The organism is Actinomycetospora aurantiaca (genome assembly GCF_037401875.1).
GTDB lineage: Bacteria > Actinomycetota > Actinomycetes > Mycobacteriales > Pseudonocardiaceae > Actinomycetospora > Actinomycetospora aurantiaca.
Map to the genome: position 1 here is coordinate 44,743 of NZ_JBBEGN010000013.1, position 14,165 is coordinate 58,907.

A 14,165-nucleotide genomic window follows, 5' to 3' on the forward strand; every position below is an offset into this window, starting at 1 on the left:
CGTCCATCGCTAGAGACCCCGTCCCCCGGTCACTTCGATCACGGCACCGGTCACGTAGGACGCCATCGGCGAGGCGAGGAAGACCACGGTATCCGCGACCTCCTCGGGCCTACCCGCCCGTGCCAGGGGCACCTCGGCCTCCTTCGCCTCGAAGATCTCGGGCTTCATGCCCAGCGTCATGGCGGTGCGCACCAGGCCGGGTTGAACCGCGTTCACCCGCACCCCTGACGGCCCGAGTTCCTTGGCGGAGGCCTTCGTCAGCCCCACGAGGCCTGCCTTCGCGGCGCTGTAGTTGGTCTGACCGGGGTTGCCGACCTTGCCCGACAGCGACGAGATGTTGACGATCGCGCCGGCCCGCTGCGACCGGAACAGCGGCGCCACCGCCCGGGTGCCGAGCCATGCTCCCTTGAGGCTGGTGTCCACGACGAGGTCGAAGTCGGACTCGGTGAGCTTCGCGATGTACCCGTCGCGGGTGACCCCGGCGTTGTTGACGAGCAGGTCGAGCCGACCGAATCGGTCACGGCAGGCCTGGACGGCGGTCTCCTGGTCGGTGCCGGAGGTGACGTCGCAGGCGATCGGTTCCGCACGCTCGCCCAGCGACGTCGCGGCCTCCTTCGCCGTCCCCAGGTCCAGGTCGGCGACGAGCACCGATCCTCCGGCCTCGACGATCGCCCGCGCGATGGCGAGACCGATCCCCTGGCCGGCTCCCGTGACGATGGCGGCCTGCCCGTCGAGGAGGCCGGACATCAGTAGGCCCGCGGGAGCTTGAGGACCTGACTGGAGATGTAGTTGAGCACCATCTCCTGGGAGAACGGCGCGTTCCGCAGCAGCCGGACCTCCCGCCAGAGCCGCTCGACGTGGTACTCCTTCGCGTAGGCGTAGCCCCCGAAGGTCGACAGCGCCCGGTCGCAGGCCTCGAAGCCGGCCTCGGCGCCGAGGAACTTGGCGGCCGCGGACTCGGGCCCGCAGGCCTTGTTCTCGTCGAAGAGCCGCGCGGCGTTCATCGCCACCATCTCCGCGGCCTCCAGCCGGATCCAGGAGTCCGCTAGCGGATGGGCGACCGCCTGGTTCTGCCCGATCGGCCGGTCGAACACGCGCCGGTCCTTGGCGTACTGCCCGGCCAGCTCCAGGGCCGCCTTCCCCAGGCCGATCCCCTCGAGTCCCACGACGGTGCGCTCGGGGTTCAGCCCGTCGACGAGGTAGTAGAAGCCCTTGCCGACCTCGCCGACGACGTCGGCGTCGGCCACCTCGAGACCGTCGATGAACAGCTCGTTCGAGTCGATGGCGGCACGGCCGAGCTTGTCGATCTCGCGCACGGTGATGTGCGCGCGGTCCATGTCGGCGTAGAAGAGGGTCATGCCGGCCAGGGGCTTCTCCTCGGTCCGCGGCGAGGTGCGCGCGAGGAGCAGGATCTTGTGCGCGTTCTGCGCGTTGGTGATCCAGACCTTCTGGCCGTTGATCACCCAGCCGCCGTCGATCTTCGTCGCCTTCGTCGTGATGCGCGAGGTGTCGACGCCCGCCGTGGGCTCGGTGACGCCGAAGGCCATGAGCAACTCGCCGGAGGCGATCTTCGGCAGCACCCGCTGCTTCATCTCCTCCGACCCGTGCCGCACGATGGGCGCGGGCGGGAAGACGTAGAAGTGGATCGCCGAGCCGCCGCTCATCCCGGCGCCGGAGCCCGCGATCTCCTGCATCATCACGCCGGCCTCGACGAGCCCCAGCCCGATGCCCCCGTACTCCTCGGGGATCATCGCCCCGAGCCACCCGCCGTCGGCAAAGGCCTTGACGAACTCCCACGGGTACTCGTGGTCCTTGTCCTTCTGCCGCCAGTAGTCCCAGTCGTACTTACGCGCGAGCTCGCGCACGGTCTTGCGGATCAGTTCGAGATCGCTCTCGTCGGTCATGGTGGCGCTCCTGGTGTTCTCAGGCCTGGGCCTGGGTGGCTGCGGGTCGCTTCTGCATGAGCCCGACACGGACCGCGTCGCAGACGATCTCGTCGCGCTGGTTGATGCCCAGGTGGCGGAAGGTGACGATGCCGGTGTCGGGGCGGCTCTTCGACTCGCGCCGATCGACGATCTCGGTCCGCACGTGGATGGTGTCGCCGTGGAAGACCGGCTTCGGGAAGGTCACCTTCTCGAAGCCCAGATTGCCCATCGTCGTGCCCTGGGTCGTCTCCGGCACGGTGATGCCCGAGACCAGGCCGAGGACGAACAGGCTGTTCACCAGGCGCTGGCCGTAGATCGAGTCCTTGGAGTACTCGGCGTCGAGGTGCAGCGGCGCGAGGTTCAGCGTGAGGCTCGAGAACAGGACGTTGTCCATCTCGGTGACCGTCCGCCGGGTCGGGTGGTCGACGACCAGACCGGGCTCGAGCTCCTCGAAGTACAGGCCGGGCATGGCTGGTTCTCCTTCGCCGACGGGTTCCTTCTCCGTGCACAATATATTATTCTCGACCACGAGCCAACCGCCACCGTGCCTGAGGAGTCAGCGATGACGAACGACGTCCCCCCGGTCGAGGCCGCCCTTGCGGCGCTGGTGGCCGGACTGGAGTTCGACGCGGTGCCGGCCGACGCGCTGGCCGGGGCGCGGCGGCTGATGCAGGACCAACTGGCACTCCAGGTCGGCTGCGAGACGCTGCCGTGGTGCCGGGCGGTCGTCGACTACGCCCGCGGGTCGCATGCCCCCGGGCGATCGCGCGTCGTCGTGACCGGGGACGAGATGAGCGCCGCGGACGCAGCATTCGTCAACGCCACCCTCGGCCACAGTTTCGAGTACGACGACGCGCACCGCGCGAGTTCCAGCCACCCCGGCAGCACCGTCGTGTCCGCGGCCCTGGCGGTCGGCGAGGAGGACGGTGCGTCGATGCGCGACGTCCTCCTCGGCATCGTCGCGGGCTACGAGGCCTACACCCGCATCGGCGTCCTCGCCGCTCCTGACCTGCTCGAACGCGGGTTCCACCCGCACGCCCTGCTCGCGCCGTTCGGGGCGGCGGCGGTCGTCGCCAGGATGCGTGGCTACGACGCCGAGCGGACCACGCACGCGCTCTCGATCGCGATGAGCCACAGCGCCGGCACGACCGAGTACACGTCCTCGGGCGGCTCGGTGAAGCGCGTGCACGCCGGCATCGGCACCCGCAACGGCATCCGCGCCGCAGAGATGGCCGCGGCCGGGATCACCGGGCCGCTCGGTTACCTCACCGGCTCCAAGGGCTTCTTCGACGTCTTCAAGGGACGGCCGATCGCCGACGACGCGGTCGCCCGGTTCGACGCGAACCGCCCGTTCGAGATCACCAGGGTGTGGATCAAGCCGTACTGCTGCTGCGGCTGCTGCCACGGGTTCGTCGACGGTGCGCGGACGTTCGCCGACCGCGCGGGCGGGATCGAGTCGGTCTCCATGGGCATCCAGACCGGCGGGGACGTCGTCGTCGGGAACCGGAACGTGAACGCCTACGCGCCCTCGGCCCTGGAGCACCTGCAGTACTCGCTGCCCTTCCAGTTCGCGCTCGCCGCCACGGGGCACGGCAACGGCTTCACCACGCACCACGACTACTTCGAGGGTCGACTCAAGCTCACCGATGACAGCGACGTCGCCCAGCTCGCCCGGCGGGTCACGATCACCCCGCGTCCCGAGCTGGACGCCGGCTACCCCGGCAAGTGGGTGGCAGACATCGCCGTGCACTTCTCCGACGGCACCACGGAGACCCTCTTCGTCGAGGATTCCCTCGGGACGGCGGAGAACCCGATTCCGCAATCGGAACTCGACGCCAAGGCCCGGGACCTCATGGTGGGCCGACTCGGGCCCGAGCAGACCGACACCGCACTCGCCGCCATCGGCTCCACCGACCTGGACAGGCCGGGCTCGGCGCTCGTCGACACGCTGATCGTCCGATGACGGCGCCGCAGAAGCCGCTGACCGGGATCCGGGTCCTCGAACTCGGCGGATACATCTCGATGCCGATGGGCGGCGCCCTGCTGGCTGCCCTCGGTGCCGACGTCGTGAAGGTCGAGTCGCCCGCCGGGGACGACTTCCGCCGTCGGGACGACGATCGCAGTCCGTACTTCGCGCAGGTCAATGCCGGCAAGCGGAGCCTCGCGGTCGACCTCAAGACCACCGAGGGACTGGAGCTGGTCAAGGCTCTCCTCCCCCGCTACGACGTCGTGTTCGAGAACATGCGCCCCGGCAAGCTGGCCGCTCTCGGTCTCGGACCGGACGTGTGCGCCGAGCTCAACCCCGACCTCGTCTTCGCCTCGGTGAACGGGTTCGGGGACGGCGGACCGCTCCGTGACCGGCCCGCCTACGACACGATCGGCCAGGCCTACGGCGGGCTCTACTCGATCCTCGGCGAGCCGGGTCAGTCCCAGCTCTCCGGCACGATCCTGGCCGACGTCGTCACCGGCCTGACCTCGGCGACGGGGATCCTCGCGGCGTTGGTCGGCCGCGGACGGGCCGGGGGCGGGATCCGCGTCGACACGTCGCTGTACGAGGCGGTCAGCATCCTCGCGACCGACGCACTCTCCCAGTACGTCGACACCGGCGCCGACCCCACCCGCACCACCCGACACCCTCAGGCCCAGAACTTCTGCGTACCGACGGCGTCCGGGGAGGCGATCGCGGTCCACCTGTCGTCCTCGGAGAAGTTCTGGCGCAACCTGTGCGCAGCGATGGAGCGCCCGGACCTCCTCGACGACCCGCGTTTCACCCCGTACCGGCATCGCGAGGCCAACTACTTCGCGCTCGTCCCGATCGTCGAGGCCGAGTTCGCGAAACGCTCCCAGGCGGAGTGGGAGGAGCTGCTGACGCGGTTCGACGTCCCCTTCGCGCCGGTCCAGACCATGGCGACGTACATCGAACACCCGCAGACGGAGTGGCTCGAGCTGTTCGAGCCGGCCGCGCACGGCATGCGCCTGCTCCGTCCGCCGTGGCGCTTCGACGGCACCCGCCCCGACCGCGGGGGCCCCACGCCGAGGATCGGCCAACACACCCGGGAGGTCGCGGGTGAGGTCTACGACGACGAACAGGTCGAGAAGCTGATCGCGCTCGACGTACTCCGGACGGCCACGGACGAGGGGCCGCCGGTGTGAACGCGTCATCTAGAGGCTGAGGTCCCACTGGACCCGGTGTCCCGGCGTCGAGGTCCGACGCCGGGACAGGAGGTCACATCACGATCGAAGCCCGCGCGACCTGCCCGGCGTCCTGAGCTGCGAATGCACTGTCGATCTCCTCCAGCCCGAACTCGACGGACGCGGACCCGAGCCCGAGCCGCTCGCCGTGGCGCGCCAGGAAGCCGAGGGCCTGCTGCAGGCTCCACGCGTCGTAGAACGACACCGACCGGAGGTCGATGTTGCGCATGACGAGGACACCGGGGTCGACGGCCGCGGTGCTCCCCGGGTAGAAGGTGCCCAGCTCGAGGTAGCGCCCGGCGGGGGCCACCATGCGCAGGCCCTCCTCGATCACCGACGGGTGCCCGACCAGCTCGCAGACGACATCGCCCCCGCCGTCGGTGAGGTCCCGTACCCGCGCGACGCGGGCCTTGGCGTCGGCGTACTCGCGGAGGTCGACGACCTCGTCGGCGCCCATGCGCCGGGCCATCTCCAGGCGTTCGGCGACGCCGTCGATGACGACCACCTGCTCCGCCCCGCGCTCCTTCGCGAGCGCGGTGGCGTAGAGGCCGAGCCCGCCGGCGCCCTGCACCACCACACGGTCCCCCATCCCGACCTCACCGCGCTCGAGCGCCATGACCATCTGAGCCAGCGCGCAGTTCACCCCCGCCGCGGACGCGTCGCTCACCGCGTCCGGCACCCGGAACACCGCCATGGTCGGGTGGATGTAGAAGTAGTCACCGAAGGACCCTCGGAAGTACGGGAAATCGCTCGGGCGCCCCAGGAAAACCCGGCCGGAGTTCACGCACGCCTCGCTGCGGCCGCGCAGGCACGGGCGGCACCTCCCGCAGGGCGCGAAGTACTGGCAGACGATGCGGTCCCCGACGGCGAGCGGCGTGCCGGCCCAGTCGTGGGTGACGCCGTCACCGAGGGTGTGCACCACCCCGGTCATCTCGTGGCCGATGAGGCGGCCGTCGTCGCGCGCCCGGGCGCCCAGGGCGCCGTCACCCCGCCAGATGTGCAGGTCGGAGCCACACACGTTCGCGCGGGTGACCCGCATGACCAGCGCGCCGGGCTCCGGCTCCGGCACCGGCAGCTCGGTGAGCGCGAAAGGCTTGCCGGGGCCGAAGAAGAGCGCGGCCCGTCCGGTCTCGGTCATCGATGATCGACCTCTCCATCCGCGGGAGAGGCACTTGCCCCTCCATCGACTCTGAAAATATATTATGTTCCAAGACGGCGACGTGCACCCGGAGGCCTCGATGGGGATGAGCCTGACGTACATCACCGACTCGATCGCCGGCCAGATGCCGGCCGTCGATCCGGACCGGCCCGCGATCGCGCTCGGGGGCGAGGCGGCGCTGACCTGGCGCGAGCTGCGGGCGCTGGAGCTGCGTTACGCGGCTGCCCTCCGCGCCGCGGGGGTGGCTCGGGGTGACAGGGTCGGGGTGCTCCTGCGGAACTCCACCGACTACATCGCCCTGTACCTGGCGATCGGCCGGGCAGGCGCGATCTCGGTACGGCTCAACTGGCGCCTCACCGGCCCGGAGCTGACGTTCGCGCTGAACGATTCGGGCGCGAGCCTGCTCGTCCTCGACGCCGAGTTCGGCGACACCGTCGGCGCGATCCGCGACGACGTCCCGGTCACCGCCTACGTGGTACGACCCGACGGGCACGACGTGCCCGACTGGGCCACGCCCCTCGGGGTGTTCGCCGCACAGGAGGCCGACGGCACGGGATTCCCGGAGGTCGGCTTCGACGATGCTGCGACCCTGATGTATTCCTCCGGGACCACCGGCCGGCCGAAGGGGGCGCTGTTCTCCCACGGCAACGCGCTGTGGATCGGGACCATCCAGGCCCAGCGCTGGCGCCTCGACGAGCAGACCGTGGCCCAGACCAGCGGCCCCCTCTTCCACGCCGGCGGCTTCGAGGTGCTCCTGCTCCCCTCCCTGATCACCCACGGGACGGCGGTGACCTTCCCGTCCGGCGGCTTCACCCTCGAGAGCTTCCTCGACGTCGCCGGCATGTACGGCACGACGAACATGCTGCTCTACCCGTTCATGCTCTTCGAGCTGCTGCGCTCCGATGAACTCATCGCCCGGGTCCCGTCGAGCCTGCAGCGGATCGTCACCGGCGGCGACGTCGTCATGCCGTGGGTCTACGACTCACTGCAGCGCCTGCTGCCGGGCGTCGCGCTGGTGCAGTCCTACAGCCTGACCGAGGGCGGCGCGGTCAGCACGAGCCTCGAGTTCGACGTGGCCCGCGGGCACGAACGCAGTATCGGTCGTCCCCAGGCGATGACCGAGGTCAAGGTCGTGCGCCCGGACGGCACGCTCACCGAGGCGGACGAGGTCGGCGAGATCTGCGTGCGCAGCGGCGGCGTCAGCATCGGATACTGGAACCGGCCGGACGCGAACGCCGTGACCTTCTCCGACGGCTGGTGCCGCTCCGGTGACCTCGGGGTCGTCGACGCCGCCGGCTACCTGACGATCGCCGGCCGCGCGAAGGACATGTACCGCAGCGGCGGCGAGAACGTCTACCCGGCCGAGGTCGAGATGATCATCACCGGTCACGCCGCCGTCGCGGACGCCGCCGTGATCGGCGTGCCGGACGCGAAGTACGTCGAGGTCGGGGCCGCCGTGCTCGTGGCACGGGACGACGCAGATCTCGACGTCGACGCCATCCGGGACTGGCTCACACAGCGACTCGCGAAGTACAAGGTGCCCAAGCACTTCCACGTCGTGGACGCCCTGCCCCGCAACGCGGGTGGCAAGGTCCAGAAGAACGTCCTGCGGGAGCGCTTCAGCACCGCCCACACCGACGCGGTGGAGGCCTGAGGTGCTGGGCCTCGGACGGATGCCGGGTCCCAAAGAGGCCCTGGCCGGCGCGCTCGGCGCCGCGCGACAGGTCGAGGCGCTCGGACGTAACGCCGCGGAGTACGTGTGGTTCGGCGGCCTGCGGGTGGACCCCGAGACCTCGCCGTACGAGGTGCGCTTCGCCACGCCCACCTTCCGGCTGCGCCACTACTTCCCGCAGGCGGCACCGGAGGGCCTGCCGGCGCTGCTGCTCGTCCCGCCGCTGATGATGATGACCGAGGTCTACGACACCGCGCCGCGGTCCAGCTCGGTCCGCGCGGTCCACGAGGCCGGCGTCGACGTCTGGGTCGTCGACTTCGGCCGCCCCGAGGCGGAGCCCGGAGGCCTGGAGCGTGACGTCGCCGACCACGTGATCGCGGTGAGCGACGCGGTGGCCGCCGTCGTGACGGAGACCGGACGCGACGTCGTGCTCGGCGGCTACTCGCAGGGGGGCATGTTCTGCTACGAGGCGGCGGCCTACCGCCGAGGCGACGGGATCGACTCGGTCATCGCCTTCGGCTCGCCGGTCGACTTCGGCGCCGCTCCCTTGCCCATCCCGCTGTCGTTCGACTCCTACGCCTCGATCGCCCGCGGCCTGCTCCAGACCGGCCTGGCCGACCGTCTCTCCCTGCCGGGCTGGTTCAACCGCTCGGCCACCCGGTTGCTCGAACCGCTCAAGGCGCTGCAGTTCGAACTCGCCTACGTGCGGCAGCTCCACGACCGGGAGCGCCTGCTCCCCGGCGAGCAGCAACGTCGGTTCCTCGCCCACGACGGCTGGACGCACTACGCCGGCCCGTCGTTCCGGGACCTGCTGGAGAACGTGCTGGTCACCAACCGGTTGCGCGACGGCGGCCTGCTGATCGAGGACAGGACCGTCTCCTTGGCCGACCTCACACTCCCGATGCTGCTCGTCATCGGCGACATCGACCGGGAGGGCCACCCCGGTCGGTCCGCTCGGTGGTGGCCGCCGCCCCCCGCGCCGACATCCACCAGCTGGTCCTGCACACCGGACACTTCGGCATCGTCGCGGGCGGCGGCGCGCGGCGGTGGACCTGGCCGCGCGTCGCGGAGTGGATCCGGTGGCGGGCCGGCGAGGCCCCGCTGCCGTCGGTGATCGAGCCGGCGCGAGAGGCCGCGCCGACCCCGGGTTGGAGCCCGGGCGGGCTCGCCCAGCGGGTGCAGTCCGGCGCCGACCTCGGCGTGGACGTGGTGCGTTCGATCTACAACACCGCCGCCGAAGCCGGCACCGTCGGCTACGCGATGGTGCGCGACCTCGCGGCCCAGGTCCCCATGCTGGGGCGCCTCGACGCTCTCCGCCCGGACACGGCGATATCGCTGGGTCTGCTGCTCGACGAGTCGGCCCGCCGCGCTCCGGAGTCACCGGCGCTGCTCTACGGCGACCGGGTGCTGCGTCGCCGGGAGGTGAAGCACCGTATCGACGGCGTCGTCGCAGGTCTGCTCGCCGTCGGGGTCCGCCCCGGAGAGCGGGTGGGCGTCCTGATGGACTCCCGTCCGTCCGCGTTCTGTGTGGTGGCCGCGATCAGCCGGATCGGCGCGTGTGCGGTGCTGCTGCGCACCGCGGAGCGCGACTGCGACCGCGAGATCGGGCTGGGCCGAGCGGGCATCGTCGTCTGCGACCCGGAGCACGTGCCCTCCGCTCCACCCGCCACGGGTCGATGGTGCGTCCTGGGCGGCGCGAGCGACGAGCGGGAGCTACCCGGCTTCGTGACCGACCTCGAGACGATCGACCCCGCCACGGTCCACCTGCCCGGCTGGTACCGCGCGAATCCCACCCGGGCGGCCGACGAGGCCCTGGTGCTGTTCTCCGGCCACGGCGGCCGGACCCGCGCCCGCGTGATCACCAATCGTCGGTGGGCCCTCTCGGCGCTGGGGACGGCGAGCGCCGCCGAGCTGGACCCGACACACACCGTCTACTCCGCGACCCCGCTCGAGCACTCGTCGTCGCAGCTCATGGCGGTCGCCGGGGCGATCGCGTCGGGCGCGAGGCTCGCGTTCGCCAGCGCCCCCGACGTCGAGACGTTCTGGAGCGAGGTCCGCCGCTACGGGGCGACGCACGTGTCCTACGCCTGGTCGTCGCTGCGCGACGTCGCCTCGGGCCTCGAACACCCGCACGAACGACACCACTCGATCCGGATTTTCATGGGGTCCGGGATGCCGCCGAACCTCTGGCGGCGCACCGTCGAGCGGTTCGCCCCGGCCCGGGTCCTGGAGTTCTACGCCTCGGCCGACGGCGAGGCCGTGCTCGCCAACGTCGCCGACCGCATCGGCTCCGTCGGCCGCCCGCTGCCCGGCACCGCGCGGGTCCGGATCGCAGCGTTCGACGAGCGCACCCGCGGGATCGCGTTCGACCGTGACGGTTTCGCCCGTGAGTGCGAACCCGGCGAGCCCGGCCTGCTCCTCGCCCGCGACGACTCCGGCGCGCCCGGCCCCGACACGCTGCGCGCCGTCTTCTCCGCGGACGACGCCTGGCGCTCGACCGGCGACCTGTTCGTCCGCGACCCCACCGGTGAGTACTGGTTCATCGACGACGCGGACGCCCTCATCCGGACCGTGGACGGTCTCGTCGCGCCGGCCCGGGTGGCGCAGGTCCTGCAGCGGATCTCCGGGGTCGACACGGCGCGGGTCGTCGGGCGCGACGGCGACGTCGTCGCCGCGGTGACCCTGCTGCCGGGTGCACAGCTGTCGGGCTGGGAGCTCACCTCGGCGCTGCGACGACTGCCGGCGAAGCAGCGACCGCCGACGGTGACCGTCGTCGACCCGGTGTCGTTCCCGACCCCGTGGTCCCGGCCTCCCGACCTCGACGGACCGGTCGACGGCCCGACGTGGGCGCACCGACCCGACGGGACCTACGCACCGACCTCGGAGGATGCATGACCAGCGCGGCACCTGGCACCGACCGCACCGTGACGGCAGGCGGGCTATGCCTGGCGACCCGACGTCGTCCGGGGCCGCAGGGCCCTCCCCTGTTGCTCGTGCACGGCCTAGGCGGCTCGATGGGCTCCTGGGAGCCGCTCCTCGAGGCCCTGCCCGAGCGCGACGTCGTCATGATCGACACGCCCGGAATGGGCCGCTCGGAACTCCCGGCGCTGCCCCTGTCGATCGGCGCCCTCGCCGACCGCATCGCGGACGCGGTGCGGACCCTCGACCTGGACGTCGTGGACGTCCTCGGCTTCTCCCACGGCGGGACCGTCGCGCAGGAACTCGCCCACCGGCACCCCGCGCTCGTCCGGCGTCTGGTGCTGGTGGCGACGGTCGCGGGCATCCCCTGGCTGCCCCCGCGCCTGCGTGCGGGACTCGCTCTGCTGTCCACGCGGCGCTACCACGACCGGGCGGCCGCCGAGCGCGACCTGCGCCTGCTCGCGGGCGGCCGCACCGCACGGGACCCGGAGGCGCTGCGCGGGATCATCGACGACCGCGCCGCGAACCCACCGAGCACGCGCGGCTACCGCTACCTGCAGATCCCCGTCCTGTGGTGGAGCAGTCACCTGTGGTTGCACACGCTGCGGTGCCGCACGCTGGTGGTGGCGGGCCGGGACGACCCGGTCGTCCGCTCCGTGAACGCCTCCGTGCTGGCGGCGCGCATCGCCGACTCCCGCCTCGCGCTGCTGCCCGACGCCGGCCACATGCTCCTGTTCGACGAGTCGCAGCGGGCCGCCCGGCTGCTCACCGAGTTCCTCGACGCGCCCTGATCAGCTCACCGCCGCCATAGGACCGGTGCCGAGCGGTGGAAACGCGACCCGGGCGCGCGGGACGCCTCCGTGACGTCGGGGATCAGCCTGTCGCCGCCGACACCACGAGCAGCCGCTCCCGACGCTGCGCCACCGTGCACCCGCGCAGGTCGGCGACACCGCGATCGGTGACCACCAGGTCGACGTCGCTCGCGGCGCTCGTCACCGGACCCGAGAGCTGCTCGACGATGCGGGCGGCACCGGACGGCGTCGTCGAGGGCAGTGCCAGGATCGCCGCACCCGACCCGTGGGCCGCGCGGAAGAAGTCCACCTGCCCGCCGACGCCGCCGACCAGTCGCCCGCCCGCGTACTCCGCGCCGACCTGGCCGTACAGATCGACCTCGATCGCGGAGTTCACGGCGAAGAACGGGCCGTCGACGTGTACGGCCGCGCACGGAGCGAATTCGGCGAGCGGGTTGTCGTCCAGGAACGTGTAAAGCTCCGGGGACCCGAGCGTCATGCCGGCGACGACCCGGTCCACCGCGCCCGCGCGCGCCAGGTCGAGCAGCCAGTCCCCCACCAGCCCCGACCGCACCCGCAGCCGCCGTCGGGAAGCCAGCTCCGCAGCCACCGCGTCGGCCAGACCCCCGAGGCCCAACTGCACGACCGCGCCGTCGGGAACCAGCGCCGCGACGTTCGCCGCCACTGCCCGGTCGGTCCGCGAAGGTGGGCGGAACGGCAGCGTCACCATCGGCCGGTCCGCGACGACCGACGCGGTCACGAGCGACGAGTGCAGCCGCCACCGCGAGCGGGTGCGCGGCATGCGCTCGTCCACCTCGACGAGGACGACGCGGGCCCGCTGGGCAGCGGCCCAGACGTAGTCGACGGTCGGTCCCAGATCGTGCCAACCGTCGCCGTCGGCGGGGCCGACGCGGAGGAGCACGACGTCCGCGGCCAGCCGCCCGGCCACGATGTGCTCCTCGACGCGACTCAGGTGAGTCGGGACGTACTCGAGACCGGGGAGGCGACGCAGCACCCCGCCCGCCACGTACGTGCGGACCGGGAAGGGCGCCCGCAGCCACGCCTCGTTCGCGGTGTAGCCCACGAACGCCGTCACCGCGGGTGCGGCGTCCAGCAACTCGTCGACCAGGGTCGGCGGCTCGGCCGAGGTCTGCCCGACGACGACCGTGTCCCCCGGCTGCAGATGGTCGGTGATCATGCCGCGGAGAACAGCGCCGCCATGCCCTGCCCACCGCCGATGCACATCGTCTCGAGTGCGCGGCGCCCCCCGCGACGGCGGAGCTCGTGCAGCATCGTCGTCAGGATCCGCATGCCCGTGGCACCGATGGGGTGTCCGAGCGAGATGCCCGAGCCGTTGACGTTCAGCCGCTCCGGGTCGTGCCAGCCCCACTCCGCGAGCACGGAGAGGACCTGCACCGCGAACGCCTCGTTGATCTCGACGAGGTCCAGGTCGTCAAGCCCCAGCCCGGTCCGCGTGAGGAGCTTCGCGACGGCGGGCACCGGTCCGATTCCCATGGTGGCCGGGTCACAGCCGGCCGCGGCCCAGCCGTCGAGGAAGGCCAGCGGCTCGAGGTCGCCCAGGGCGTCCTCCGCGACGACGAGGCACGCGGCCGCCGCGTCGTTCTGCTGGGCGGCGTTTCCCGCCGTGACCGTCCCGCCCGGGATGATGGTGCGGAGCTTCCCGAGAGACTCGGCGGTGGTGTCGGGGCGGACGCCCTCGTCGCGGTCGACGACGACTGGCTCCCCTCGGCGCTGCGGGACCGAGACCGGCACCACCTCGTCGTCGAACCGGCCCTCGTCCCAGGCCGCGGCCGCCTTCTGCTGGCTCGCGGCGGCGAAGTCGTCGGCCTGGTCCCGGGTGATGCCGTAGCGCTGCGCGAGGTTCTCGGCGGTCTCGATCATGCCGCTGATCGGCCCGAACCGGTGCTCGGGCTGCGAGCGCTCGCGGCCGCGGTCGAGCCGGTCGTAGAGCGACACCGTTCCGGAGCGGGATCCCCATCGTGCTGTGGTCGAGTAGTACTCGATGTTGGACATGCTCTCCACGCCGCCGGCCAGCACCAGGTCGGCTGCGCCGGTCTGGACCATCATCGCCGCGGTGGCCAGCGACTGGAGCCCGCCCCCACACCGGCGGTCGGTCTGCAGCCCGGGCACCGAGATCGGCAGCCCGGCGTGGAGGGCGGCCCAGCGCCCGATGCAGGGGGTCTCGGAGTTCGCGTACGACTGGGCGAACACCACGTCCTCGATCCGCTCCGGGTCCACCCCGGTGCGATCGACGACGGCGCGGACCACGGTCGCGGCGAGGTCCTCCACCGGGACGGGGCGCAGCGCCCCTCCGAACGCTCCGACGGGAGTGCGGACCGGGGACACGATGGCAGCTCGTCGCATGACCAGATAATATATTAAGCACTATCGTCGTGGCGTGGTGCAGCCGACTGGATCAGCTTGCTCCGGAGGTCGCGGAGTTCCCCAACAGTACGCGAGCGTTCGTTCTGTACGTGAGCGTACGC

At 71.7% G+C, this 14,165-nt stretch carries 12 protein-coding genes; 6 read left to right on the forward strand and 6 right to left on the reverse strand.

Annotated elements, in window-relative coordinates; all coding sequences use genetic code 11:
• Nucleotides 1–9: 9 nt before the first annotated feature.
• The 3 genes from fabG to WCD74_RS21910 are packed head-to-tail and all read right to left on the reverse strand — an operon-like array spanning nucleotide 10 to nucleotide 2,394.
• Complete coding sequence (gene fabG / locus WCD74_RS21900; RefSeq protein WP_337697008.1) at nucleotides 10–747, reverse strand: 3-oxoacyl-ACP reductase FabG; 738 nt, start codon at nucleotides 745–747, stop codon at nucleotides 10–12.
• Nucleotides 747–1,904: an acyl-CoA dehydrogenase family protein gene (locus tag WCD74_RS21905; protein WP_337697009.1), complete on the reverse strand. Its 1,158-nt coding sequence runs from the start codon at nucleotides 1,902–1,904 to the stop codon at nucleotides 747–749. The genes fabG and WCD74_RS21905 overlap by 1 nt, the downstream gene beginning before the upstream one ends.
• A gap of 19 nt (nucleotides 1,905–1,923) precedes the next feature.
• Complete coding sequence (locus WCD74_RS21910) at nucleotides 1,924–2,394, reverse strand: MaoC family dehydratase (RefSeq protein ID WP_337697010.1); 471 nt, start codon at nucleotides 2,392–2,394, stop codon at nucleotides 1,924–1,926.
• Between the two features lie 93 nt (nucleotides 2,395–2,487).
• Between WCD74_RS21910 and WCD74_RS21915 the strand changes: the two genes are divergently transcribed.
• Together WCD74_RS21915 and WCD74_RS21920 are read left to right on the forward strand one after the other, a co-directional pair.
• Nucleotides 2,488–3,888: an MmgE/PrpD family protein gene (locus WCD74_RS21915; RefSeq protein ID WP_337697011.1), complete on the forward strand. Its 1,401-nt coding sequence runs from the start codon at nucleotides 2,488–2,490 to the stop codon at nucleotides 3,886–3,888.
• Entirely contained in the window at nucleotides 3,885–5,078 is a 1,194-nt protein-coding gene (locus WCD74_RS21920) for a CaiB/BaiF CoA transferase family protein (RefSeq protein ID WP_337697012.1), read from the forward strand. Before WCD74_RS21915 ends, WCD74_RS21920 begins: the two co-directional genes overlap by 4 nt.
• Nucleotides 5,079–5,151: 73 nt before the next feature.
• Here WCD74_RS21920 and WCD74_RS21925 read toward each other — a convergent pair whose 3' ends face one another.
• Nucleotides 5,152–6,255 (reverse strand): zinc-binding dehydrogenase, encoded by a 1,104-nt coding sequence (locus WCD74_RS21925; protein WP_337697013.1) that lies wholly within the window; start codon nucleotides 6,253–6,255, stop codon nucleotides 5,152–5,154.
• A 100-nt stretch (nucleotides 6,256–6,355) separates the two neighbouring features.
• Between WCD74_RS21925 and WCD74_RS21930 the strand changes: the two genes are divergently transcribed.
• The 4 genes from WCD74_RS21930 (at nucleotide 6,356) to WCD74_RS21945 (ending at nucleotide 11,658) form a co-directional block, all read left to right on the forward strand.
• The gene (locus WCD74_RS21930; RefSeq protein WP_337697014.1) at nucleotides 6,356–7,930 is read left to right on the forward strand and encodes a class I adenylate-forming enzyme family protein; all 1,575 of its coding nucleotides are present in this window, start codon (nucleotides 6,356–6,358) and stop codon (nucleotides 7,928–7,930) included.
• 19 nt (nucleotides 7,931–7,949) lie between these two features.
• Nucleotides 7,950–9,062, forward strand: coding sequence for an alpha/beta fold hydrolase (locus WCD74_RS21935; protein ID WP_337697015.1), 1,113 nt, complete (start codon nucleotides 7,950–7,952; stop codon nucleotides 9,060–9,062).
• 176 nt (nucleotides 9,063–9,238) lie between these two features.
• On the forward strand, nucleotides 9,239–10,843 hold the full coding sequence (locus WCD74_RS21940) for an AMP-binding protein (protein ID WP_337697112.1): 1,605 nt from the start codon (nucleotides 9,239–9,241) through the stop codon (nucleotides 10,841–10,843).
• A complete protein-coding gene (locus WCD74_RS21945; protein ID WP_337697016.1) occupies nucleotides 10,840–11,658 on the forward strand; it encodes an alpha/beta fold hydrolase in 819 nt (272 codons plus the stop codon). Before WCD74_RS21940 ends, WCD74_RS21945 begins: the two co-directional genes overlap by 4 nt.
• An 82-nt stretch (nucleotides 11,659–11,740) precedes the next feature.
• Here WCD74_RS21945 and WCD74_RS21950 read toward each other — a convergent pair whose 3' ends face one another.
• Both WCD74_RS21950 and WCD74_RS21955 read right to left on the reverse strand, forming a co-directional pair.
• Nucleotides 11,741–12,856, reverse strand: coding sequence for an acetyl-CoA hydrolase/transferase C-terminal domain-containing protein (locus tag WCD74_RS21950; protein WP_337697017.1), 1,116 nt, complete (start codon nucleotides 12,854–12,856; stop codon nucleotides 11,741–11,743).
• Complete coding sequence (locus WCD74_RS21955; protein ID WP_337697018.1) at nucleotides 12,853–14,043, reverse strand: acetyl-CoA C-acetyltransferase; 1,191 nt, start codon at nucleotides 14,041–14,043, stop codon at nucleotides 12,853–12,855. Before WCD74_RS21955 ends, WCD74_RS21950 begins: the two co-directional genes overlap by 4 nt.
• Nucleotides 14,044–14,165 lie beyond the last annotated feature (122 nt).

What these genes read in the sequence shown, in the direction of transcription:
- fabG (WP_337697008.1), bottom strand. Translation starts at nt 747, where the DNA reads ATGTCCGGCCTCCTCGACGGGCAGGCCGCCATCGTCACGGGAGCCGGC.
- WCD74_RS21905 (WP_337697009.1), bottom strand. Translation starts at nt 1,904, where the DNA reads ATGACCGACGAGAGCGATCTCGAACTGATCCGCAAGACCGTGCGCGAG.
- WCD74_RS21910 (WP_337697010.1), bottom strand. Translation starts at nt 2,394, where the DNA reads ATGCCCGGCCTGTACTTCGAGGAGCTCGAGCCCGGTCTGGTCGTCGAC.
- WCD74_RS21915 (WP_337697011.1), top strand. Translation starts at nt 2,488, where the DNA reads ATGACGAACGACGTCCCCCCGGTCGAGGCCGCCCTTGCGGCGCTGGTG.
- WCD74_RS21920 (WP_337697012.1), top strand. Translation starts at nt 3,885, where the DNA reads ATGACGGCGCCGCAGAAGCCGCTGACCGGGATCCGGGTCCTCGAACTC.
- WCD74_RS21925 (WP_337697013.1), bottom strand. Translation starts at nt 6,255, where the DNA reads ATGACCGAGACCGGACGGGCCGCGCTCTTCTTCGGCCCCGGCAAGCCT.
- WCD74_RS21930 (WP_337697014.1), top strand. Translation starts at nt 6,356, where the DNA reads ATGGGGATGAGCCTGACGTACATCACCGACTCGATCGCCGGCCAGATG.
- WCD74_RS21935 (WP_337697015.1), top strand. Translation starts at nt 7,950, where the DNA reads ATGCCGGGTCCCAAAGAGGCCCTGGCCGGCGCGCTCGGCGCCGCGCGA.
- WCD74_RS21940 (WP_337697112.1), top strand. Translation starts at nt 9,239, where the DNA reads ATGCTGGGGCGCCTCGACGCTCTCCGCCCGGACACGGCGATATCGCTG.
- WCD74_RS21945 (WP_337697016.1), top strand. Translation starts at nt 10,840, where the DNA reads ATGACCAGCGCGGCACCTGGCACCGACCGCACCGTGACGGCAGGCGGG.
- WCD74_RS21950 (WP_337697017.1), bottom strand. Translation starts at nt 12,856, where the DNA reads ATGATCACCGACCATCTGCAGCCGGGGGACACGGTCGTCGTCGGGCAG.
- WCD74_RS21955 (WP_337697018.1), bottom strand. Translation starts at nt 14,043, where the DNA reads ATGCGACGAGCTGCCATCGTGTCCCCGGTCCGCACTCCCGTCGGAGCG.